The 22668-nt window shown below is 45.9% G+C and carries 18 protein-coding genes; 16 read left to right on the top strand and 2 right to left on the bottom strand.

The window, feature by feature from the left end; genetic code table 11:
- Positions 1-41 precede the first annotated feature (41 nt).
- The 7 genes from ACYVD4_RS05345 (at position 42) to ACYVD4_RS05315 (ending at position 5875) form a co-directional block, all read left to right on the top strand.
- Positions 42-833, top strand: coding sequence for a hypothetical protein (locus tag ACYVD4_RS05345; protein ID WP_460943185.1), 792 nt, complete (start codon positions 42-44; stop codon positions 831-833).
- A 136-nt stretch (positions 834-969) separates the two neighbouring features.
- Positions 970-2679 (top strand): CocE/NonD family hydrolase, encoded by a 1710-nt coding sequence (locus tag ACYVD4_RS05340; protein WP_460943183.1) that lies wholly within the window; start codon positions 970-972, stop codon positions 2677-2679.
- A 53-nt stretch (positions 2680-2732) separates the two neighbouring features.
- Positions 2733-3803, top strand: a complete 1071-nt coding sequence (locus ACYVD4_RS05335; RefSeq protein WP_460943181.1) for a glycoside hydrolase family 43 protein — start codon at positions 2733-2735, stop codon at positions 3801-3803.
- Between the two features lie 50 nt (positions 3804-3853).
- The gene (locus ACYVD4_RS05330; RefSeq protein WP_460943179.1) at positions 3854-4381 is read left to right on the top strand and encodes a hypothetical protein; all 528 of its coding nucleotides are present in this window, start codon (positions 3854-3856) and stop codon (positions 4379-4381) included.
- Between the two features lie 169 nt (positions 4382-4550).
- Positions 4551-4865 carry an ArsR/SmtB family transcription factor gene (locus ACYVD4_RS05325; protein ID WP_460943177.1) on the top strand — a complete coding sequence of 105 codons (315 nt, stop codon included), beginning with the start codon at positions 4551-4553 and terminating at the stop codon, positions 4863-4865.
- 3 nt (positions 4866-4868) lie between these two features.
- Positions 4869-5375, top strand: coding sequence for an SRPBCC family protein (locus ACYVD4_RS05320; protein ID WP_460943175.1), 507 nt, complete (start codon positions 4869-4871; stop codon positions 5373-5375).
- Between the two features lie 20 nt (positions 5376-5395).
- Positions 5396-5875: a hypothetical protein gene (locus tag ACYVD4_RS05315; protein WP_460943173.1), complete on the top strand. Its 480-nt coding sequence runs from the start codon at positions 5396-5398 to the stop codon at positions 5873-5875.
- A 274-nt stretch (positions 5876-6149) separates the two neighbouring features.
- Here ACYVD4_RS05315 and ACYVD4_RS05310 read toward each other — a convergent pair whose 3' ends face one another.
- Positions 6150-6440, bottom strand: coding sequence for a hypothetical protein (locus ACYVD4_RS05310; protein ID WP_460943171.1), 291 nt, complete (start codon positions 6438-6440; stop codon positions 6150-6152).
- Positions 6441-6744: 304 nt separating this feature from the next.
- On the opposite strand from ACYVD4_RS05310, the gene ACYVD4_RS05305 reads away from it, so the two are divergent.
- The 7 genes from ACYVD4_RS05305 to ACYVD4_RS05275 all read left to right on the top strand — a co-directional run bounded on the left by ACYVD4_RS05305 (position 6745) and on the right by ACYVD4_RS05275 (position 16446).
- Positions 6745-8784: an aceric acid hydrolase gene (locus tag ACYVD4_RS05305; protein ID WP_460943169.1), complete on the top strand. Its 2040-nt coding sequence runs from the start codon at positions 6745-6747 to the stop codon at positions 8782-8784.
- A gap of 220 nt (positions 8785-9004) precedes the next feature.
- Positions 9005-10594: a ribosomal protection-like ABC-F family protein gene (abc-f, locus tag ACYVD4_RS05300; RefSeq protein WP_460943167.1), complete on the top strand. Its 1590-nt coding sequence runs from the start codon at positions 9005-9007 to the stop codon at positions 10592-10594.
- A gap of 126 nt (positions 10595-10720) precedes the next feature.
- Positions 10721-11536, top strand: coding sequence for an RpnC/YadD family protein (locus tag ACYVD4_RS05295; RefSeq protein ID WP_460943165.1), 816 nt, complete (start codon positions 10721-10723; stop codon positions 11534-11536).
- A gap of 167 nt (positions 11537-11703) precedes the next feature.
- Positions 11704-12945 (top strand): ribulose-bisphosphate carboxylase large subunit family protein, encoded by a 1242-nt coding sequence (locus ACYVD4_RS05290; protein WP_460943163.1) that lies wholly within the window; start codon positions 11704-11706, stop codon positions 12943-12945.
- Between the two features lie 113 nt (positions 12946-13058).
- Complete coding sequence (locus ACYVD4_RS05285) at positions 13059-14393, top strand: four-carbon acid sugar kinase family protein (protein ID WP_460943161.1); 1335 nt, start codon at positions 13059-13061, stop codon at positions 14391-14393.
- 50 nt (positions 14394-14443) lie between these two features.
- Complete coding sequence (locus ACYVD4_RS05280) at positions 14444-15109, top strand: aspartate/glutamate racemase family protein (RefSeq protein ID WP_460943159.1); 666 nt, start codon at positions 14444-14446, stop codon at positions 15107-15109.
- 26 nt (positions 15110-15135) lie between these two features.
- Positions 15136-16446 (top strand): bile acid:sodium symporter family protein, encoded by a 1311-nt coding sequence (locus tag ACYVD4_RS05275; RefSeq protein ID WP_460943157.1) that lies wholly within the window; start codon positions 15136-15138, stop codon positions 16444-16446.
- 18 nt (positions 16447-16464) lie between these two features.
- Here ACYVD4_RS05275 and ACYVD4_RS05270 read toward each other — a convergent pair whose 3' ends face one another.
- Complete coding sequence (locus tag ACYVD4_RS05270) at positions 16465-17541, bottom strand: endonuclease/exonuclease/phosphatase family protein (protein WP_460943155.1); 1077 nt, start codon at positions 17539-17541, stop codon at positions 16465-16467.
- A 367-nt stretch (positions 17542-17908) separates the two neighbouring features.
- Here ACYVD4_RS05270 and ACYVD4_RS05265 point away from each other — a divergent pair, with 367 nt between their 5' ends.
- Entirely contained in the window at positions 17909-20983 is a 3075-nt protein-coding gene (locus ACYVD4_RS05265; RefSeq protein ID WP_460943153.1) for a SusC/RagA family TonB-linked outer membrane protein, read from the top strand.
- A 12-nt stretch (positions 20984-20995) separates the two neighbouring features.
- Positions 20996-22636 (top strand): RagB/SusD family nutrient uptake outer membrane protein, encoded by a 1641-nt coding sequence (locus ACYVD4_RS05260; protein ID WP_460943151.1) that lies wholly within the window; start codon positions 20996-20998, stop codon positions 22634-22636.
- Positions 22637-22668: the final 32 nt, after the last annotated feature.

Genomic DNA, 22668 nt, shown 5'->3' with positions numbered 1-22668 from the left:
TCTAGAAGCAACATCTGGCAGGGTGTCTAATCCGCATTTTTATGATTAAATCCATCAACATCAGCTTTCTTGTCTTTCTGCTCGTCTTATCCGCCCACAACGCCTTCGCACAATCAAAAAGTCTCGCGACAAAAGAAAATGAGTTGATTGTTTTATACTCGAAGTTGTTCAAAGACAGCGGAAAAACAGGAAAGCCAGCCAACGTATTCGCGAAAGAATTGGTAAAGGTTTTAAAGGAAAACCCTGCTACGTTAGCTTACCCGTTTAAAAAATTAGTGAGTAAAGCAAATTGCTACATCAATACGTCCGCCGATGGAAAATTCAGAATCTACAGTTGGGATACATGGACAGGCGGTACAATGCGTCTTTATAATGAGATTTATCAGTGGAGCGACAATTCGAAAATATTTACCAAAGTGCTGAAATACGTAGCAGAAGAAGGCGACGCCGGGAGTTTCTGTTCGAAGATTTATACCGTCAACATCAACCATAAAAATTACTATTTAGCTATCTCGAACAGCATCTATTCGACCCGCGATGCATTACAATCTATTTCTGTTTTTACGATAGATAATGGAAAACTGAATGACTCTGTTGAGCTATTCAAAACCAGAACCGAAAAACTAAACAGCATTCGGGTAGAATATAATTTTTTCAGCGTTGTCGACCGGTCCGAACGACCTGTTGAATTAATTAGCTACGACGAAAAACGTAAAATCGTATACGTAGCAGTTGTCGATGAGCAGGGAACCGTATCAACCCGAAATCTTCTCTATCAGCTCAAAGGCAATTACTTCGAATACATCGGCATCGAAACGGGTAAACGCAAATAAGCGACTTGTTGCAACGTCTTCCTTTAAAGTGCGTCTTTGGGATGCTACGTAGTAATCTGTTCACAACAAGCACTAGGTTAGCCGCAACTTTCTGATTCGCATGGTAAACCGTATTTTTTGCCTTTCTCTTTTGTTTTTGCTTTCACTCTGCAGCTTTGCACAACAGACCGCTGCCACCAAATTCGAAGATGCTTCCAGTCCATACGATATTCAGGATAGCGTATTGATAAAAACCCGCGACGGTGCTACGTTATCGGCTATTGTGGTTCGAAAAAAGAACGTAGCGCAACCGCTTCCGGTGGTTCTTCAGTTCACCATTTACGTGCGTGACAAAGGGCGTGATATGAAGACGCTCAAAGAATCGGCCGATAATGGGTATGTGGGCGTCATTGCTTACACGCGTGGCAAACGATTTAGCCCCGACGAGATTTATCCATACGAACATGAAGCCAACGATACGTATGAGGTAATCGACTGGATCAGTAAACAGCCGTGGTGCAATGGCAGCGTTGGTATGTTTGGCGGCAGTTACAACGGTTTTGCGCAGTGGGCGGCCTGTAAAAAACTTCATCCGGCACTCAAAACCATTGTTCCCTACGTAGCAAACCGACCGGGAATGGGGTTGCCGATGGAAAATAACGTATTTATCAACCCGAATTATGAATGGGCGTTCTACGTTGGCAACAATAAATATCTCGACACACTGGCCGGAAACGATAGAAAACGGTATCGAAACCTGATGTTCGACTGGTGGCACAGCGGAGCGGCTTACAACAAAATGGACAGCGTCGACGGTGTGCCCAACAAGTGGTTTCAACGCTGGATCAGTCATCCCGATTTTGATACGTATTGGCAGAAGATGGCTCCGTACGAGCGTGATTTTGCCCGGATCAACATTCCGATTTTAGCGTTCGATGGTTATTACAACGATTCGCAAAATTCGAGTCTGTACTACCTCCGCGAGCTTCAAAAGTATAATCCAAAAACGCCCGCTTACCTCGTCATTGGACCGTATGGACACTTCGGAACGCAGATTGGCGGGGAAAAAATAATTAACGACTATTCGGTGGATTCCGTCGCGTTGTTCGACATCAAAAAAATAACGTATCAGTGGTTTGACTACGTCCTTCAAGATGGCCCAAAGCCTGCCATACTGAAGGATAAAATCAATTACGAAGTCATGGGAGCCAATACGTGGCGTAGTGCACCCTCGCTCGATAAACTGTATAACGGTTTTCTTACCTTTTATCTGTCTGACAAAAAGCAAAACGGCTTCTATTCATTAGCGGCTAAAAAACCAGTAAAAACGGATTATTTGACGCAAGAGGTCGATTTTTCGGATCGGCGATTCACGTACAACAACTACTACCCCGCCCCGATTGCGCGAACGGAACTTGACACCAGTAACGGCTTTATTTTCGTCAGCGAACCACTAACTGAACCGCTTCTTGTGAATGGCTCGTTTCTGGGCCAACTGAAAATCAGCATCAACAAAAAGGATGTGGATCTGGGCGTTACGTTGTACGAATTAACACCAACCGGCGAATACTTTCATCTGTCGTACTACATCGGGCGGGCGAGCTATGCTAAAAACATAACCAAACGAACTTTGCTAAAGCCTAATGAACTGACGACTATCGACTTTACAAACACGCATCTGGTGAGCAAGCAATTGAGAAAAGGAAGTCGGTTGGTGGTGGGCGTTAACGTCAATAAAAATCCGTTCTCACAACTCAACTACGGAACGGGCAAAGATGCCAGCACCGAAACCATCGAAGACGGTAAAGAACCGCTACGTATCCAGTGGTATACAGACAGTTCGATCAACGTACCGATTTGGCGGTAAAGAGTAGAATTGGCAAAAAAACAATCTTCTCATTCCATACGATCAATGCTGGAATGAAAATTACGACCTTATCGCTACTCCTGCTATTATCATTGAATGGAGCTTTTGCCCAATCGAAAAACGAGTCGGTTCCACAAAAACCGCTCAAAATCGACGGCAATACCAAAAACGTCTGGATGCTGACGTACTTCCGACAACGCTATCCGACACGTATTGAAATCGACGCAAAAGGCAATACGGTGGAGGTACCTCTACCCGACCCGATGCTGATTAACAAGTTACACATTGCCTTATCGACTGATGGCCGCCATTGGACACCATTAAATGACAATAAACCCGTTTGGGAACATCACGTTCGCGACCCATACGTTCGTCGCGGCCCCGATGGTCTCTGGCGGATTTTATCGACGGGTGGCGGCAATCGGGCCGATCGGGAGAAAATGGGGCCAAGTTGTCTTTACATTACGTCGAAAGATTTGATTCATTGGCAAGTCGAGGGTACGCTGCCGTTGATGAAAGATGCCAAAAATGAGTCAGGTGATTTTGCCGGAAATATCTGGGCACCCGAATGGTTTTACGATGCTAAATCCGGCGACTACGTACTATTTTGGTCATCGTCCTTCAAAGATGCAGGCTGGAAAGAAAGTCGACTCTGGTACAGCAGAACCCGCGACTGGAAAACCTTTACGCCCGCCAAAGTCTTTTTTGCCCCAACTTATTCAGTAATCGACGGAACCCTGCTGGAGCAGCAGGGAACGTATTATCTGTTCCATAAAGAAGAAGAGTTTGGGGCCAAAACCGGCGAACGGCGCGCCATTCGAGTTGCTACGTCCCAAAATCTGGAAGGGCCTTACACAACAATAGAAGGGCATTTGAATAAAGGCCAAATTGTTCCGGTAATCACTGAGGGACCAACGGTCATCAAGGACCCCGTAAAAACCGGCTGGCTATTACTATACGATTATTGCATGACCAACCGCTTCGGCGCATCCTACTCGCCGGACTTGCTTCACTGGACAGTTGAAGAGAATGTCGATTTCCCGTCCGAAGCCCGACATGGCTGTATTTCGCTTATTTCAGTCAGCGAAGCCAATTCTTTGCTCAAAGCTTATCCTGATAAATAAGCTACAAAGTCATTATTAGGTTATAAAGGAAATTCTAAATTCAGCAAAAAATGACCCTTTTTGATATGCAACTAGAAGATATACAACTGTTTGATTGTGCTATAATTGGAAAAGAGGTAATTATACAAGGTGGTAAAATTAAATCACTAGTATTTCCATGTTATAATGGTGGTTATTGGGAAAACCCTGTTAACCCTAAAGCCAACCCAATGTTTATCGATAGGACTTATTTAGTTTTTTTCGACGTTTCTGGCTTTAAATTGAATATTGCAGAATTTGATTCATTTTACCAACCAAAAGACGTCGTTAGAAAGTATCTTGTCCAAGACCAATTCAGAGATAAACATGAACCCGATTTTAGCTCTTATCTAGAATCTAAAATCTATATAAATGACACTTTAGGAGATATTTGGGGGCAGATAGTAGCAAAAAAAACGTTAGTTGCTTTACCCGACCCACATGTTAAAATGTACAGTAATGATTCACTGTCCGAAACAGTTGGGTTAAAACAAAATGAGATGGATTTTATTAAAGGGCACGAACTGGATAAATCTAAGTTATTGAATTTACTGATCTAAAAATACTGGCGTCAATTTCGCAATAGCCTTAATTGCCGCGCTACCTAAATGTTTTATTTATAACCTCTTCTGCTGCCAAACTAGCAAATAAAACAGTAAAATAAACTTGTACAACCGAACAGTTGCACGTATATTTGCAACCATATAGTTGCACAAAAAGAGAGAACCTATGAGAAGGGATATTTTTCAGGCGATAGCTGACCCGACCCGCCGGGCAATTATTGTGCTGATTGCAATGCAACCGATGACGCCGAACGCCATTGCCGAACATTTCGACACAACCCGGCAGGCCGTTTCCAAACACTTACGAATTCTTACGGAGTGTGATCTTGTAAAACCCGATCATCAGGGCCGGGAGATTTTTTACAAGCTCGAAATCGACAAGATGAAAGAAATAGATAAATGGCTGGAGCAATTCCGAAAAATCTGGGAAGACCGTTTCAGCCAGCTCGACGACCTTTTGAACACCCTTAAAAACAAATAACTAATGAGCAACGTACAATTTGATTTTCTGGTAGACAGAGAAAACAACACTATGACCATCCGGCGCGAATTCCGGGCCAACCGCCAACTGGTCTGGGATGCTTACACCAAAAGTGAACTGCTCGAAAGATGGTTTGCGCCGAAACCCCTCACTACCAAAACCAAATCGATGGATTTTAGCGAAGGCGGGCAATGGTTATACGCGATGGTTGAACCCGACGGAAAAGAGTATTGGGGGCGTATGGATTACCTGAAAATTCAGCCTATTGATACATATACCGCGCTGGACGGTTTCTGCGACGAAGACGGCAATCTAAATACTGAACTTCCCCGCGCCACCTGGGAAGTAACGTTTACCAATCTGGGCGACAATGCCCTTGTTCAAACGATTGTTACGTTCAACTCCCTCGCTGATTTAGAAACAGTTGTTCAGATGGGTATGCAGGAAGGACTAACTGCCACACTCGAATCGCTTGATGAGCTATTAGCAACGTTAACAGGAGCTAACTAATTATTTTAACGTAGAGTTTGGTGAAAAGTGCTACGTTTCTCACTTTTGGTGACGTAGCACTTTTCTTGTTTGAACAAGCCCCAATGGCCGATAAAGTTTCGGAACGTATCAAGTGGTCTCTGGCAGAGTCAAAGCGAATTTTCCTGATCGATGGTATCGGCGCTTTTATAACGGCGTTCTTTCTGGTGGCTGTTCTGGCCCGACTTGAATCCAATTTTGGACTATCCCCGAAACTACTTTACGTCCTCGCATCAATAGCTAGCCTGTTCGCGCTCTATTCGCTTAGCTGTTACGTTCTACCCATCAGAAACTGGCGTAAATACGTAGCGATCATCAGCGTAGCCAACCTACTCTACTGTTTACTAACAGCCAGCCTGGTTATTTACCATTACAACAACCTGACAATCTTAGGCTTACTCTACTTCACCCTCGAAATCCTTATAATACTCGGCCTGGTACATCTCGAACGGAAACTACTTTCCCAACGTAGCAATAAATAAGCCATCGTGCGCCCATGCTTGTATTGCAGACGTACCTAAAGACTCTTCGTTTTCCAATAGTTCTGTAGCCTGTGGCCCACAAAAGCAAAGCATAAGCCGCTAAAAATCGCAGTAAGTATTACTACGCCAGGTGCTAATTCATCGGAAGGCGGGGTATGATCGAGGATGAGTAGTTTAAATAGAAAAAGGAAACTGGCAAATCCGACAACAAAGCCAACAAACTTCCCTAGTACATTTTTCATGGCGAATCAGTTTAAGGATTTTTTTTTGAACATTAATTGCCTGCAAACGGCGTTCCGAAGAGGCCAACTGCCAATTCAGCCCAAATCAGAAATAGAGTGACCAGAAGCATAACACAAATAGCAATTCGATATTCGACTTTAGCTACCTTCCTCATAACCAGCTCAATCAGCAGACCCGTGCTTAGCAGAAGTGTACCGGCTACTACAAAATCGAATAATGTCCATTGCACTTCTGGCGTGAATTGCATCGCCACAAAGGGAATAAGCAGAATAAAAGCGACGGTCAGTAAAATGCCTGTAAATCGTTGATTGCTGGTGATCATATCTGTGTTGTTTTATTATGATTGCAAATATTATAAAAGTACTTTGTAATACAAAGTTTATTGAAAATTTATTTTTTACGTAAGTAAATTTCCTCTAATTAATGATCGATGCAGATAGCCTGACCAGGCTAGCATTCTAGCGTCAACGTGCAGGTATATACTGCAGTGTGTTACTAATATATCCAGATGTGGAGATCCAGAATGCTACTAGCAACATGATAAAATCATACAAACTCAAGCCAACATAACGGAACTAACATCGGTTTACTCCAATTAATTTTGACTTTTATACTATTCCATCGTCATGACTCCGTCTAAAAGTCAATTCCGATATACTCTTTTAGCTACCGCGTTTAGCTTTCTCTCATCATCCGTAATGGCCCAAACCAAAGCGCTGGTCAATACGTCGCAGAGCAAGTTTGCGCGACTGGAAAGCACTGATCTAAACGCTGTGAAATGGACAAAAGGCTTTTGGGCTGACCGATTTGCCGTTTGCCGAGATTCCATGGTACCGCGCTTGTGGGATACCTATACCGACCCCAAAATCAGCCACGCATTTCGGAATTTCGAGATAGCTGCGGGTCTCGAATCCGGCAATTTTAAAGGGCCTTCATTCCACGATGGTGATTTCTACAAAACGCTGGAGTCAGTAGCGAGTATGTACGCCATTACGAAAGATCCGAAACTGGATGCGCAACTCGATAAAGCCATTGCCGTAATCGCCAAAGCACAGGCTCCCGATGGGTACGTATATACAAAAGCCATTATTCAGCAGAAGAAGACGGGCGAGCAAAAGATGTTTGATGATAAGCTCAGCTTTGAAGCTTACAATTTCGGGCATCTCATGACTGCCGCCTGCGTACATTACCGCGCAACAGGAAAAACGTCGTTGCTCAATATTGCCAAAAAAGCGACTGATTTTCTGATCGGTTTCTACAATTCTGCCAGCCCCGAACAGGCACGTAACGCCATTTGTCCATCACATTATATGGGTATCACGGAGATGTACCGTACCACCCGCGATCCAAAATACCTGATTCTGGCACAAAAGCTTATCGACATTCGTGGGCTTTCCGAAGGTACGGACGACAACTCCGACCGGGTGCCATTTCGCCAGATGAAAAAAGTAATCGGTCATGCTGTACGTGCCAATTACCTGTTTGCCGGAGCCGCCGACGTATTTGCAGAAACCGGCGATAGTACGTTGCTCTCGACTCTCGATTTAATGTGGAACGACGTAGTGAATCGTAAAATGTACGTAACGGGTGGCTGTGGTGCCTTGTACGACGGCGTATCGCCTGAAGGAACGTCCTACAAACCCGATACGGTACAGAAAGTCCATCAGGCGTATGGAAAGGCGTTTCAATTACCCAATCATTCGGCGCATAACGAAACCTGCGCCAATATCGGCAGCCTGCTCTGGAATTATCGGATGCTCCAAATTACGGGTCAGGCCAAGTATGCCGACGTAATGGAACTGGCCTTATACAACAGCATTTTATCAGGCGTAAATCTAGGCGGTACCAGGTTTTTCTACACAAACCCGCTTAGTGCATCCGACGATTATCCATACCAAATGCGCTGGATGGGCGGCCGCCAGCCGTACATCCGCCTGTCGAATTGTTGCCCACCCAACACAGTACGTACCGTAGCTGAAGTAAGCAGTTATGCCTACAGCATTTCCGATAAGGGACTGTGGTTGAACCTATTCGGTGGAAGCCAATTGAACACTACGTTAAAAGACGGCTCACCGCTACGTTTAACTCAAACAACCAATTACCCCTGGGATGGTGCCGTTACGTTGCAACTGGAACAGGCGCCGACCAAACCGTTCTCGGTGCTTGTCCGTATTCCGGGTTGGTGTCAGGGCGCAACGATTTCAGTAAATGGAAAGGCAATTGCAACGTCGCTGAAAACGGGCGAATACGCCGAAATCAACAGAAGCTGGAAAGCAGGCGATAAAGTTGAAATCAATCTGCCCATGCCCGTAAAACTGATTGAAGCGAACCCGCTCGTAGAAGAAACCCGCAATCAGGTTGCCGTGAAACGTGGTCCATTAGTGTACTGTTTAGAATCGGTCGATAATCCGAAAACCAAGCTGAACAACGTAGCACTGTCGGCAAAAATAGATTTCAAACCAACGCGGCTTACTGTTGCCAACAGCGAGTTGATGGCGCTGGAAGGCGAGGCAAAACTGTTGAGCGAAGCCAACTGGACTAACCAGCTTTATCGGGAAGTATCGGAAAAAGCCCCCGCTCCTACCCGCGTTCGATTGATTCCATACTACGCCTGGGCCAACCGAGGCCATTCAGAAATGGAAGTCTGGATTCCGTTTGTTCGATAGATTTTTTCGACAGGATTAACAAGATGAACAGGATTCAGACTAATGCTTATTTATCCTGTTCATCTTGTTAATCCTGTCGAAACCAAAACTTTCTTATCTTTGTAGCCACAAGTCAATACGTCTCCCCTCTTCATGTAGGATCAAATTTCTTTCTGGGAAAATCAATAGCGAAACCATTAGTCGGTTCGCTATAATCATTCATCTCCATACGAAAGAAATCATGATTAATTTACAGCATATATCTTACTTCCATCCGAATAAAGATTTACTATTCAACGACGTAAATCTTACCATCAATTCTCACGAAAAAGCCGCTCTGATTGGCAACAATGGCACTGGTAAGTCGACCTTGTTAAAAATTATGGCGGGCGCATTAAAGCCTTCAGAAGGCCAGATTAAGGTCGATTCAGTGCCCTACTACGTTCCGCAATTATTCGGTCAGTTCAATGAGCTGAACGTAGCACAGGCTCTACGAATAGAGGACAAACTTCGCTCGCTTCGGGAAATTCTCGATGGCAACGTAACAGAAGAGAACCTCGCTAAGCTAAACGATGATTGGACAATTGAAGAACGTTGTCAGGAAGCCTTAATTCGTTGGCAACTAGAAAATCTGGATTTAACCCAGCCTATGAGTACGTTGAGTGGCGGTCAGAAAACAAAGGTGTTTCTGGCGGGCATTTCGATTCATAATCCCGACGTAGTATTACTGGATGAACCCAGCAATCACCTCGATACAGCAGGTCGGCAATTGTTATATGATTTTATCCAGTCAACGTCTGCTACGTTGGTAGTAGTGAGTCACGACCGAAAATTATTGAATTTACTTGGTGCCGTATATGAGTTAACCAAACGTGGAATTACGGTTTATGGCGGCAATTATGACTTCTACGTTGAGCAAAAAACCATCGAAAGCAACGCGCTGAATCAGGATGTAAAAAGTAAAGAAAAAGCACTCCGAAAAGCCAGAGACGTAGAGCGCGAAACGGCAGAACGCAAACAAAAACTCGATACGCGTGGCAAAAAGAAACAGGAAAATGCTGGCGTTGCCCGAATCATGATGAACACCCTCCGCAATAACGCCGAGAAAAGTACCTCGCGGCTGAAAGGTGTTCATACCGAAAAGATCGGAGCTATTTCAGAGGAGTTATCTGAACTACGTAAAGAGCTTCCCGATACCGATAAAATGCGGTTTGGTTTCGACAACTCAACGCTGCACAAAGGCAAGATTTTGTTTTCGGCCAACGATATCAATTTTGGCTATAATGATCGGTTTCTTTGGCCGGAACCACTACGTTTTCAACTGACCAGTGGCGAACGTATTACCTTGAAAGGCGCGAATGGTTCGGGTAAAACAACGCTGATGAAAATCATTCTGGGTGAGCTGGAACCCAACAAGGGAAGCGTTTATAGAGCCGAGAATAAATCAGTTTATATAGATCAGGATTATTCGCTCATCGACAATACGTTAACGGTTTATCAGCAGGCTCAGCATTTCAATGTTTCGGCGTTGCAGGAGCACGAAGTCAAAATTCGACTCAATCGGTTTCTGTTTTCGAAAAACGACTGGGACAAATCATGTGCGTCCCTAAGCGGTGGCGAAAAAATGAGATTGATGTTATGTTGTCTCACCATCAGTAATCAGGCACCTGACTTGATCATTCTCGACGAACCAACCAACAATCTGGACATCCAAAGCATCGGCATTCTCACGTCCGCCATCAACGAATATCAGGGTACCCTCATCGTCGTTTCACACGACGAATCGTTTCTGGAAGAGATAAATATCGGGCGAACGGTTAGGTTGGAATGACGTAGAGCTACATGAGTGAAACGCAACCCGTCTTTAAGCTTATCATGAGAACGCACAAAGCGAGCTACAAGAAACCTATGTATCAAAAATAGATACAAAACTCTTTCCTTTTACTATTTTTACGGCATGGGTAAACAATCCAGCCAATACGATAAGATAGTCAAGGAAAATATAGAAGCGGTTATTCCGAGCCTGATGCAACACATTCTCGCTATAACCGCTATTGTGTCAGAAGAATTGCCAGATGATATTCAACACACGAAAGAACGAAAGCCAGATGTACTAAAGAAAATCACTGATGATCTGCACAACACATTTGTTCTGCAAATTGAATTTCAAGTGGCCGACGAACATAAAATGATTTATCGCATGGCAGAATACTACGTGATGTTAGAGCGTAAATATGAATTACCAATTCGGCAATTCGTTATTTTCCTAGGCTCATCCGTGCCTGAAATGCCTACTCAACTTGACAGTGCGTATATGAAATTCCATTTCCCGCTGATTTCCTTTGCCCAACTTGATTACCAGCTTTTTCTACAATCTCCTCAACCTGAAGAAGTGGTTTTAAGTATATTGGGCAATTTTAAAAATCAAAACCCAGAACGCGTACTGAAAGAGATCATTCAGCGAGTTGAGGAAACGACGGAGGGCGATTTAGCATTAAAGAAATATTTCAATCAATTGCGCGTTTTAGCCCAATTGCGTAATTTGGAGCTGATATTAAAGACTGCTATGGATAGTATCGCCAAACATATCAACGAAGAACGTGATGTTCTTTTCCTTCGAGGTATTGATCAGGGATTCAATCTTGGTGAGGAAAAAATTGTTGCTAGCCTTCTTACAAAGCTGAATTATAGCCTTGAGCAAATCGCTGAAATTGCCGGCGTATCTGTTGACTTTGTAAAAAAGGTAAAACAAAAGATTTCAGCTAATCAATAATTCTTCACAGTGAATAAAACGCCAATTTTGATGATACTCATTATCAAAATTGGCGTTTTATATTGCCCCAACCCCTCACGCTAATATTGTATAATTTTCAGAGAAAATGGTGGAGATTCGGGTTTGCGTAAACGAGTAAGTTTGCCCATTGCCAATTTTCTTTACGTATGGAACGTATTACAGCTACGTACTACATCGAAACGCCATTTAGTCCTGAATCTGCAGCAGCCGTTCTGGCGGGCGAACAATCGTCGGGTACGTTTGTGGCCGTACCGGGCGAAACCGAAGAGCTAAAAAGCCGGTTTGCCGCTCGTGTCGAATCCGTTACACCGCTGGAATCCGTCTCGGAACCAGCTATTCCTGGCGCGGTGAGTGCTTCCGGGACGTATCATCGGGCTATTGTTACGGTATCGTGGTCAATCGAAAATTTCGGATATAACCTGCCGGTTCTGATCTCGACGTTACAGGGTAATCTGTATGAAATCCGGCAATTCACGGGGCTGAAACTTCTCGATATTGACCTTCCACCATCGTTCGCCGATAATTACCCCGGTCCAGCGTTTGGCATTGATGGCTGTCGTAAACTTACAGGAGTTTATAATCGTCCGCTGATCGGAACCATCATCAAACCCAGCGTTGGGCTGTCGCCGGAACAAACGGCCGAATTAGTAAAAACGCTGGCCGGGGCCGGTATTGATTTTGTGAAAGATGACGAACTGATGGGATCAACCGCCAATTCGCCGTTCGACGCGCGGGTCGACGCCATCATGGATGTGATCAATCGACATGCTGATAAAACGGGCAAAAAAATCATGTATGCCTTCAACATCAGCGCCGAAATTGATGAAATGCTACGTCGGTATGACAAAGTTGTGAACAGTGGCGGTACGTGTGCTATGGTCAGTCTGAACAGCGTTGGTATTTCGGCGACAAAAAAAATTGGTGATCAGCGCGCGCTGGCGATTCACGGGCACCGCAACGGCTGGGGTATGCTTACGCGCCACCCACTTTTAGGCATCGAATTTCCCGCCTATCAGAAATTGTGGCGGTTGGCCGGAGTCGATCAGATTCACGTGAACGGTATTCAGAATAAGTTCTGGGAATCAGACGATAGTGTTGTTCAATCAATCAACGCTTGTTTGAAACCATTGTTTGGTGGCTATTCAGTATTACCCGTTGTGTCATCCGGGCAGTGGGGCGGTCAAGCTCCCGAAACGTATCGCCGAACCCAAACCATTGATTTGCTCTACATGGCTGGCGGTGGTATTCTGGCGCATCCAATGGGTCCGGCCGCTGGCGTAACGGCCCTGCAACAAGCATGGCAAGCGGCTGTCGATGGTTTGAGCATTGACGAAGCCGCCAACCAGTATCCCGAATTCGCCAAATCGGTCGAAAAATTCGGAAAGTAATTTATAGGTCTGATATAGGATGTATGAAATATGATGTTGGGTAGCGTTCTGGTCACCTTCATATAACATACATTCTACTTCATACATCCCATATCCTACATTCAACATCAGCTATGGTTTCCCTTCAACTGGCTTATTACGGCGATGATTTTACGGGTTCTACCGATGCGCTCGAATTTCTGAGTCGGGCGGGGTTGAAAACGGCTTTGTTCATCGAACCGCCAACGCCAGAAAAACTCGCTACGTATCCGAATCTGGATGCAATTGGCGTAGCGGGTTTGACACGGTCAATGGTTGCCGATGCGATGGAGCAAACGCTACGTTCGGCCTTTAGTCAATTACAGAAACTCGGCACCCGGCACGTTCATTATAAAGTATGCTCCACATTCGATTCATCACCGGCAATCGGAAGCATTGGTCGCGCTATTGACGTGGGTCATGAGTTATTTCAGAAAAGCTTCGTTCCGTTGTTGGTAGCAGCCCCGTCATTGGGTCGCTATTGTGTTTTCGGAAACCTGTTTGCTCGGATGGGAATTGGTAGCGCAGGCACGATTTACCGACTCGACCGACATCCGTCCATGAGCAGGCATCCGGTTACGCCCGCCGACGAAAGCGACTTACGGCTGCATCTGGCGAAGCAAACAGACAAAAAAATCGGCTTGTTAGACATCCTTCAAGTTGTTAGAAATCAGGAGGATATTCAGAATTCTGTCACGTCGCTCTTGCAGAATGATGCTGAAATTATTCTGCTCGACGCACTTTACGAAGAACACTTACTATCTATTGGTGAATTGCTCGATTCATACGGTCATCCAACGAATCCGCTGTTTTCAGTTGGGTCGTCGGGGGTCGATATGGCGCTTGGCAAATACTGGAATCTCCACAACGTATTTATGCCCGTTACGTCCTGGCCCAATCCCGGAAAATCGACGCCCTTGCTCGTACTTTCGGGAAGTTGTTCGCCCGTTACGTCGGGACAGATTGCCTGGGCAAAAGCCAACGGTTTTAGTGAGATAATCCTTGATGCTCAACTAATTCACGAAGCACCTAACACGCAATTACTGCTCGCTCACTACATTCAGGACGCCATTTCTGAAATCGGTCTACAACGTAACGTACTTGTGCATACGGGCGGCAACGTAGCGTCGGGTGGTGCTACGTTATCGTCAGAAAAACTAGGAACTGCACTTGGACACGTAGGGAAAGAAGTCGTTGGGCAAACGTCGGTACGTAGGGTCGTTGTGGCCGGTGGCGATACGTCCAGTTATGCGGCTCGGGCTATGGGTATCGAAGCGGTAGAAATGATCGCTCCGCTTGTTCCCGGCGCACCACTTTGTCGGGCGACGGCACCCGGTTCGTCATTGGATGGTATTGAGGTAAATTTCAAAGGCGGACAGGTTGGCACTGAAAACTATTTCGGCGTATTGCGCGAAGGGAAAGTGTTCTGAGGATATTTCTCATAATTTTTTGAAAAGTCGTTTCATCTAGCTATAAACCAATGAGCCAAAAAACACTAGGCCTGATTCACACATCAGCCACACTAGTACCTGTATTTCAACAACTTTGCTGCGAGTATTTACCCGGCATTCAAACGTTCAACATTGTTGACGATAGCTTGGTCAGGAATATCATCCAACGCGGTGAACTCACAACCGATATTGCTCGTCGCGTTGGTAATTATGTGAGTTCGGCTGAAAATGCCGGAGCCGATTTTATTCTCGTTACGTGTTCATCCATTGGTGCGGCTGTCGAAGCGTCGGCTCCACTGACCAACGTACCCGTGCTACGTGTCGATCAGCCTATGGCCGACAAAGCCGTTGAGATCGGCCAGAAAATTGGCGTGATTGCTACGTTGCCTACTACGCTCGGCCCAACCAGCGATTTGGTAAAACGTCGGGCCGCAGTTGCCGGAAAGAATATTGACATAACTTCGGTTCTGTGCGAAGGTGCGTTCGATGCGCTTATGAGTGGCGATTCGGCCAAACACGACACAATGGTGGCTTCGGCACTGAAAGAATTAAGCACTAAAGTCGATGTAATTGTACTGGCGCAGGCGTCGATGGCGCGGGTAGTCGATACGTTGGATGAAGCTGACAAAAAAGTCCCGATTCTGGCAAGTCCGCCCATCGCTATTCAACATCTGGCCGAACAGTTAGCTCAATAATTTTCCAGAAACGTTTTTGCCATCCCATGAATAAAACTCCGCTTTACATTGCCGGACTTGCTTTCGCTACGTTGCTGATTGGTTTGCTACTCGCTAATGCCGCCATCTGGCAACCTTCGGCGGTCATTGCTGCCGTGAGTTTTACGCTGGGAATGACGGCTATACCGAGCCTCAAAACGTATCAGTATACCGCCTGGATTATTGTGGCCGTTGTTGCCGCCATGATTTATCCGGCTGCGTTTACACACTGGGGAACATTCGATTTGCGGAATAAATGGCTCATTTTGCTGATCATCCAACTGGTTATGTTCGGCATGGGCATTCAGATGAGCATTCGGGATTTTACCGGACTACGTAGCACGGGTAAAGGCGTAGCAATTGGGTTGTTCTGTCATTTTACGGTTATGCCACTCATGGGCTGGCTACTCACAAAAATCTTTCAGTTTGAGCCCGAAATTGCGGCTGGTGTTATCCTGATCGGTTCGTGTTCAAGCGGATTAGCTTCTAACGTAATGGTTTATCTAGCCAAAGCTAACTTGGTGTTGTCAGTTGTGGTAACGGCAATGGCTACGTTGGCCGCTCCGTTTCTAACGCCCTTGTTACTCAAACTACTAGCCGGAACACTTATCGAAATCAAGTTTGTGAATATGATGATGGAAATTATCAAGATTGTGATCGTTCCACTTTTTGCCGCACTACTCCACGATTATCTGAAAACGGCTTCTTCACGTGGTCACCGGACAGTCAACGTATTATTTGCGCTTTCGATTGGCTGGCTAATTATTCTAGCCTGGGGCGGATGGGCTTTTTTCGAAACCAACGTAGCATCGGCTGAAGCATTACAGGCGCTTGAAATTTTCAGTTTTCTGCTGGCAGCACTGATTGTGGGCGTTATTTATCACATTCTGGCAAGCCGCAACCCAAAACTCGACGACTGGATGCCCTACGTATCGATGTTCGGAATCATTTATTTTACCGCCGTAACCACAGCAGCCGGACGCGAGAATCTGCTGAAAGTTGGCTTTTTGCTCTTTCTCTGTTCAGTTCTTCACAACGGAGCCGGTTATTTTTTCGGCTACTGGCTCAGCCGTTTGTTTGGGCTCGATAAAAATTCGGCACGTACCGTAGCGTTTGAAGTTGGCTTGCAAAACGGGGGTATGGCATCCGGTTTAGCCGGGAGCATGGGCAAACTCGGAACCGTTGGTTTGCCAGCCGCCGTTTTCAGCCCCTGGATGAACATATCGGGTTCGCTGCTGGCCAACTACTGGCGTCGCCGACCTGTTGAGGAGATTTCTGACGACGAAGCCGTTGTTACGGCTAAGGCATCAGCGCAGTAATGCTACGTCTGAATACGTTTATTTGGCTTCCTCTATTTTTTCGTTAGCCTCTTTGTGATCATCACCTTCGGGCTTCGGAATTTCGGTACTGTGCTCGGTCTGGTCGGCAACATAAGTCAATGAAATCAGCATCGGAAAGTGATCAGAACCGCAGTTTGGCAAGCGTTTAATGGTCTGCAATTGAAAATGTTGTGAAACAAATACGTGGTCTAACGGCCAACGTAAAAAGAAATAATTAGCATGGAATGTATTGTATAAACCGCGCCCAATGCGTGGGTCGAGCAAGCCACTAATACGCTGGAATAAGCGGGTTGTATGCGACCACGCTACGTCGTTCAAATCGCCCGCAACAATGATTGGCCCTGATTTCTTTTTGGCTTCTTTTCCTACCAGTAGTAATTCGGCATCTCGTTCGGTAGAGCGGTAGTGTTCGGTCGGACTTGGTGGCATCGGGTGAACGCCATAAAAGTGAATCAACTGCCCCGAAGGTAATTCCAGTTGCGCGTAGATGGATGGGATATCATCCTGAATCAGAAATCGTAGTTCGTGATGACGTATCGGGAAGCGGGAATAAAACAGCATTCCATACGTGTTCTCCAACGGATGTAAAATTGTATAGGGATAAACGTCCTCTAATTCAGCGAGTTCATCTTTCCATTTTTGATTTGCTTCCAGTACCAGCACTACGTCTGGATTATGTTTGGCCGCCAGTTCCCGAACTTCCGGCATATGTGTGTTTTCCATGAAAACATTTGCCGTCAGCACCCGAATTGTATTGTCCTCTACCTCTTTAGCCGCTCCTGCGGCCGAAAATGACTTAACCTGTTTCCGACGTAGCGGTGTGAAGGGATAAATTAACCAGCCCTGATAAAGCAGTGTCATCAACAGGCCAATGGGTACAATCAGCAAAATCCCGTCTACATGCTGCCCCACCAACAGCCAGCCTACCAGTCCAATTGCCGCCAGTACGGTTAGTTGCAGATGCGGAAAATCCCACATGCGAATCCACCAGTAATCAAGTCTAATCAGGTTGATAAAGGATGCGATTGTAATAACAATCGAATAGGAAAGCAGAACAACATCAAGAGAAGGCATATCGTGTAGGAGGAACGGTATTTCCAAGACTAACCCTAAAGTCAATAGAGTGTTTTAGATGCGTCGCACAAAATTGACTGGTCGAGTAGAGCGACGGCAGTCACAATACGGGTAATCCACAAAAAGTTCAACTCTTTCAAAAAGTTATACCATGATAACATTGTACAATTTTTAGAAAAAATGATGGAGTTTGAGGGAGTTATAAACGGCTAAGTTTGTAAACAATTTAACCTTGACATAATCCTATTGATAGTCAAGGATAGAATCAAACCCAACCACCGCAGGACATTAAAATCATAAAATAGCACTGAAATACAATCATTTACAATTTAATTAGTTTCTTAACATTCATCTCAACAAGATAGATATGAAACAAATCTGTACCTGCTTAATTGGCCTCATCGGGTTGATTCAGGCAGGATTTCCGATTATAGGTTTCTCACAAACTCCTGCCTCCCAGCAGAAAACCGTCGGAATTCCAGAACCCCAGCTTGCGTTGGCATCTGTTGCCAGCAAACAAACCACAATTGCAGCTAAGGCACCCGTAGACAGAGCCATTCGTGGCACGGTTAAAGATGAAAATGGGCAAGGTTTACCGGGTGTAAGTGTGGTCATCAAAAATACCGGACGTGGCACCAACACAGATGCAAACGGTACGTATCAACTGACCGTTCCCGACGGAACAGCCGCACTGGTTTTCAGTTTTGTAGGCTATGAATCACAGGAAGTTGCCCTCGCGAATCAGTCCGAAATTAACGTTACGTTGCAGGTCGACAGCAAGCAATTGAACGAAGTTGTTGTTGTTGGTTACGGTACGCAGCGCAAACGCGACCTGACCGGTTCAGTCGTTTCTATCAAAGGCGAAGAAACCACTAAAGTGCCCGTTACGTCGGTTATAGAGGCATTACAGGGGAAAATTCCCGGTGCCGATATTTCCCGGTCGAACGGCTACGCTGGTCAGGGAGCTTCTATCCGGATTCGGGGAAACCGTTCCATTGCCAACCCCAGCAGTTCAAACAACGTATTGTACATTGTGGATGGTGTACAGGGTGTAAGCGCATCAGATATTAACCCCAATGATATTCAATCGATTGATATTCTGAAAGATGCCTCATCGACGGCCATTTACGGATCGCGTGGTGCCAATGGTGTTGTGATTATTACGACCAAACGCGGCACGAGTGGCAAACCCAAATTAAGCCTGAATTCTTACGCGGGCATTTCGGAAGTGGCCGGTTACGGTGCGTTCATGACCGGCCCGGAATACATCGATTTCCGGCGCGAAGCCTACCGGGCATCAGGCACCTGGAGCAGCCCCGCCGACGACTCTAAAATATTCAACGCCAATCAGTTAGATGCTATTCAGAAACAGCAGTTCCCGGTATGGCCCGAGCTGATTCTACAGAACGGATTTCAGCAGAATCACCAGTTGGGAATTACGGGTGGCACGGATAAAACCAAAGTCTATTTCTCAGCGGAATATTTCAACGAAAAAGGATTGATGAAACTGGATGAATACAACCGGTATTCGGCTCGGTTGAATATCGACCAGACCATTAACGACTGGGTTAAAGTTGGCATTCAGACTCAACTGGCTTACATCGACAACGACATCCGCCGGGACCCATTCAACCGAGCTTCGAGCATCCTGCCGTTAGGAACTCCTTACGATCAGAATGGCGTTTTTATTCCTTTTCCACTGGGGGGCACTATCATCAATCCACTAGCCGATGAGCAACCCAACGCTTACAAACGAAACACAAAAACGAATCGTGGTACGTTGTCGACTTACCTCGAACTGACACCCTTCACCGGGTTCTCGATACGTTCAACACTAGGCGCTATTTTTTCAACTTCCGAAGCGGGTAGTTATTATGGGGTGAACACAATTGACGGAGCCGGTAGCCGCGCACAGGCGTCGATTACGAACAACCAAAGCCGCAATCTGAGCTGGGAGAACGTATTTACCTACAAAAGAGCTATTCAGGATCATGCCTTTACGATTACGGGCGTAACCAGTTACCTGAGCTTCAATAATACGTCGAGTTTTGCAGGCGGTAACAACCAGTTGATTCCTGCTCAGTTTTTCTACAACCTTGGGGCAGCCAATCAAAATCCATTTTGGGGAAGCGGTTACAGTCAGAACAAGCTCATTTCGTTTACGGGTCGCATCAATTATAGTTTCAAAGATAAATATCTGCTGACCGTTACAGGACGTAGCGATGGGTCATCAAAGCTCGGCGAAGGCCACAAATGGGCTTTTTTCCCCTCGGCCGGGTTAGGCTGGCGTATCAGCGACGAAGCGTTCATGAAAAATCAGAACGTAGTGACCGACCTGAAATTACGAGCCAGCTATGGCATTTCGGGCAACGACGTTATAAACCCGTACGCGACCCAGAATTCGCTGGCAACAGTATCGTACTCTTATAATGATGCCAACGCAGCCAACGCATATCTGATCAACCAAACTATTGGCAATCAGGATCTAAGATGGGAATTGACAACTACAGCCGATGTAGGGCTTGATGTTGGTTTATGGAACAATCGCATCACGGCCAATATCGATTATTACGACGCACGTACCAACGATCTGATTTTTCCGTACACACTTCCGCTGCTAACGGGCGTAACAACGGTGAATCGAAACATTGGTAAAACCCGCAACCGGGGGGTAGAAATTGGTATTACAAGCCAGAATATCAACCAGAAAGATTTTAGCTGGTCGACCAACGTAACGTTTGCCCGCAATCAGGAACGTATCGTTTCGCTGCCCAACGGCAACGTAATTGCCGACGATTATCGAAATTCATTGATTGAAGGGCAGCCGTCGCAGATTTATTATGACTACAAAAAAATTGGCATCTGGCAATTGGGCGAAGAATCGGAAGCGGCCAAATTTAACGCGATTCCGGGCGATATTAAAATCGCTGACCTGAACAATGATGGTAAAATTGACGGAACCGACCGTACAATTATCGGCTCGCGCGTACCCGCCTGGACGGGTGGTTTGAGCAATGATATTCGCTACAAAGGGTTCGACCTGAACGTACTACTAGTGGCTCGCGTGGGTCAATGGATTAGTTCCGATTACTATGCCAAATATACCCGCAACGCCAGCAGCAACGGTGCCAATATTAACTATTGGACACCCGAAAACCCGACAAACGAATACCCACGCCCTAATGCAACCCGTAGCTCGACCTACGTAACGACGTTGACCGAACGGCAGGCTTCATTTGCCAAAATCAGAAACGTAACGTTGGGCTACACCATTCCCAAATCCATTTTAAGCAAGGCTAAAATTGACAACCTGCGGATTTATGTATCGGGCAAAAACCTGTATTCGTTCAGCAATCTGAAAGATTTCGATCCCGAAGGCGAAGGCGTTATCGACCGTCCTCTCAACCGACTCTATGTAGTAGGTCTAAACCTCGGCTTTTAACTAATTCACTTTATGAAGACCTATCTGAAATACATACCTATTCTCGCACTAACCGCTACGTTCCTCTCGTGCAAAGAGCAACTGGTTGAATATAACCCGGCGGGTTCAACGGCGCAGAGTTTGTTTACGACGCCCGAAGGCATTGAAGCGGGTGTCAACGGAATTTATACGTATAACCGTTATTTCTACGGAAAAGAAGAAGGTCAGGCGCTCATGGAAATGGGCACCGACATCTGGACCAACGCGGCTAATAACGGTAATTCGGGTTCGAATGGCGTATTTCCACAACCATCTCTGACAACTTATCAGGGGTTGACAACGGATAATGTCTGGATAAAAAACCGCATGTGGCAGCAGTGTTACGCGGCTATCAATCTGGCTAATAACGTATTGAAATACCTGCCAACCGCTGGCGTGGTTGCAACGCGCCAGAAAGAACTGGAAGGCGAAGCACGGTTTCTACGGGCCTGGTATTACTGGCATTTAGCCGAAAGTTTTGGTGCGCTACCACTCCGGCTGGCTCCTACCGAAACGATTGAAACAACCGCTTCCCGTGCACCGGTTGAAGCTGTTTATGAGCAGATTTTCGCGGATCTCCAGTTTGCCGTTACCGCCATTCCGCAGACAACAACCGATTACGGACGTATTACCCGACCGGCCGCCGAGGCTTTTCTGGCAAAAGTTTATCTAACACGGGGTAAAAATCAGGAAGCGAGCAATTATGCAAAAAAGGTAATTACAGGGTATTCATATAAACTGCTACCGACCTTCGCAAATCTGTGGACAATTACGAATCAGCAGAATACCGAAGTGTTATGGTCAGTGAATTACTCAAGCAATCTGGCGTTCAATGCCGGCAGCAACATCAACCACACATTGTATCTGATGGAGTATAACACGCAGCCAGGTATGAAACGCGACGTAGCGAATGGCTTTCCGAATGTGCGATACATGCCAACGCTCTTTCTGCTCAACCTTTTTACCGAACAAAACGACTCACGCTACGCTGCTTCATTCAAATCAGCCTGGTTTGCGAACGAAACCGACGCAACGAAACGTCCTGCCGGTATGAGCGTAGGCGACACGGCCATTCTGACCACCAAATACGCTGTTACGCCCGCTTTCCGCCAGTCGAAAAAATACAAGATTTTCGATCTGAACGATGTCTATAAGTCCGACGGTACACCCAATGATCGTTTTCACTACGTATCGCTCCGCAAATTTGATGATCCGACAAGGGCCACAGATGCCACCACTGAGAGCGCACGTGATGCTTATATTATACGATTGGGCGAAGTTTATCTGCTTGCGGCTGAGGCTCAATTAAATCTGGGCAAAAAAGATTCGGCGGCTTATTACCTGAATGAAATCCGTACACGGGCCGCTGTTCCCGGCCGTCAGGCCAACATGCGGATTGCGGCTGCCGACGTAACGCTCGATTTTATTCTGGACGAACGCGCCCGCGAACTGGCTGGTGAGCAGGTACGTTGGTTCGATCTGAAACGGACAGGAAAACTGGTTGAGCGGGTAAAAAAATACAACCCTGACGCCGGTAAAAATATTCAGAATTTCCACGTACTACGTCCGATTCCACAAAGCGAAATCGATGCCGTCACCAACAAAGGTGATTTTAGACAGAATGAAGGGTATTGATATAGTAACCCCACGGCAGCTGCCGTGGGGTT

It is taken from the genome of Spirosoma daeguense, assembly GCF_054776875.1.
Note: the sequence above shows the minus strand (reverse complement) of the source record. Positions and strands in the feature narration are given on the sequence as shown.

What these genes read in the sequence shown, in the direction of transcription:
- ACYVD4_RS05345 (WP_460943185.1), top strand. Translation starts at nt 42, where the DNA reads ATGATTAAATCCATCAACATCAGCTTTCTTGTCTTTCTGCTCGTCTTA.
- ACYVD4_RS05335 (WP_460943181.1), top strand. Translation starts at nt 2,733, where the DNA reads ATGAAAATTACGACCTTATCGCTACTCCTGCTATTATCATTGAATGGA.
- ACYVD4_RS05330 (WP_460943179.1), top strand. Translation starts at nt 3,854, where the DNA reads ATGACCCTTTTTGATATGCAACTAGAAGATATACAACTGTTTGATTGT.
- ACYVD4_RS05325 (WP_460943177.1), top strand. Translation starts at nt 4,551, where the DNA reads ATGAGAAGGGATATTTTTCAGGCGATAGCTGACCCGACCCGCCGGGCA.
- ACYVD4_RS05320 (WP_460943175.1), top strand. Translation starts at nt 4,869, where the DNA reads ATGAGCAACGTACAATTTGATTTTCTGGTAGACAGAGAAAACAACACT.
- ACYVD4_RS05310 (WP_460943171.1), bottom strand. Translation starts at nt 6,440, where the DNA reads ATGATCACCAGCAATCAACGATTTACAGGCATTTTACTGACCGTCGCT.
- ACYVD4_RS05305 (WP_460943169.1), top strand. Translation starts at nt 6,745, where the DNA reads ATGACTCCGTCTAAAAGTCAATTCCGATATACTCTTTTAGCTACCGCG.
- abc-f (WP_460943167.1), top strand. Translation starts at nt 9,005, where the DNA reads ATGATTAATTTACAGCATATATCTTACTTCCATCCGAATAAAGATTTA.
- ACYVD4_RS05295 (WP_460943165.1), top strand. Translation starts at nt 10,721, where the DNA reads ATGGGTAAACAATCCAGCCAATACGATAAGATAGTCAAGGAAAATATA.
- ACYVD4_RS05290 (WP_460943163.1), top strand. Translation starts at nt 11,704, where the DNA reads ATGGAACGTATTACAGCTACGTACTACATCGAAACGCCATTTAGTCCT.
- ACYVD4_RS05285 (WP_460943161.1), top strand. Translation starts at nt 13,059, where the DNA reads ATGGTTTCCCTTCAACTGGCTTATTACGGCGATGATTTTACGGGTTCT.
- ACYVD4_RS05280 (WP_460943159.1), top strand. Translation starts at nt 14,444, where the DNA reads ATGAGCCAAAAAACACTAGGCCTGATTCACACATCAGCCACACTAGTA.
- ACYVD4_RS05275 (WP_460943157.1), top strand. Translation starts at nt 15,136, where the DNA reads ATGAATAAAACTCCGCTTTACATTGCCGGACTTGCTTTCGCTACGTTG.
- ACYVD4_RS05270 (WP_460943155.1), bottom strand. Translation starts at nt 17,541, where the DNA reads ATGCCTTCTCTTGATGTTGTTCTGCTTTCCTATTCGATTGTTATTACA.
- ACYVD4_RS05265 (WP_460943153.1), top strand. Translation starts at nt 17,909, where the DNA reads ATGAAACAAATCTGTACCTGCTTAATTGGCCTCATCGGGTTGATTCAG.
- ACYVD4_RS05260 (WP_460943151.1), top strand. Translation starts at nt 20,996, where the DNA reads ATGAAGACCTATCTGAAATACATACCTATTCTCGCACTAACCGCTACG.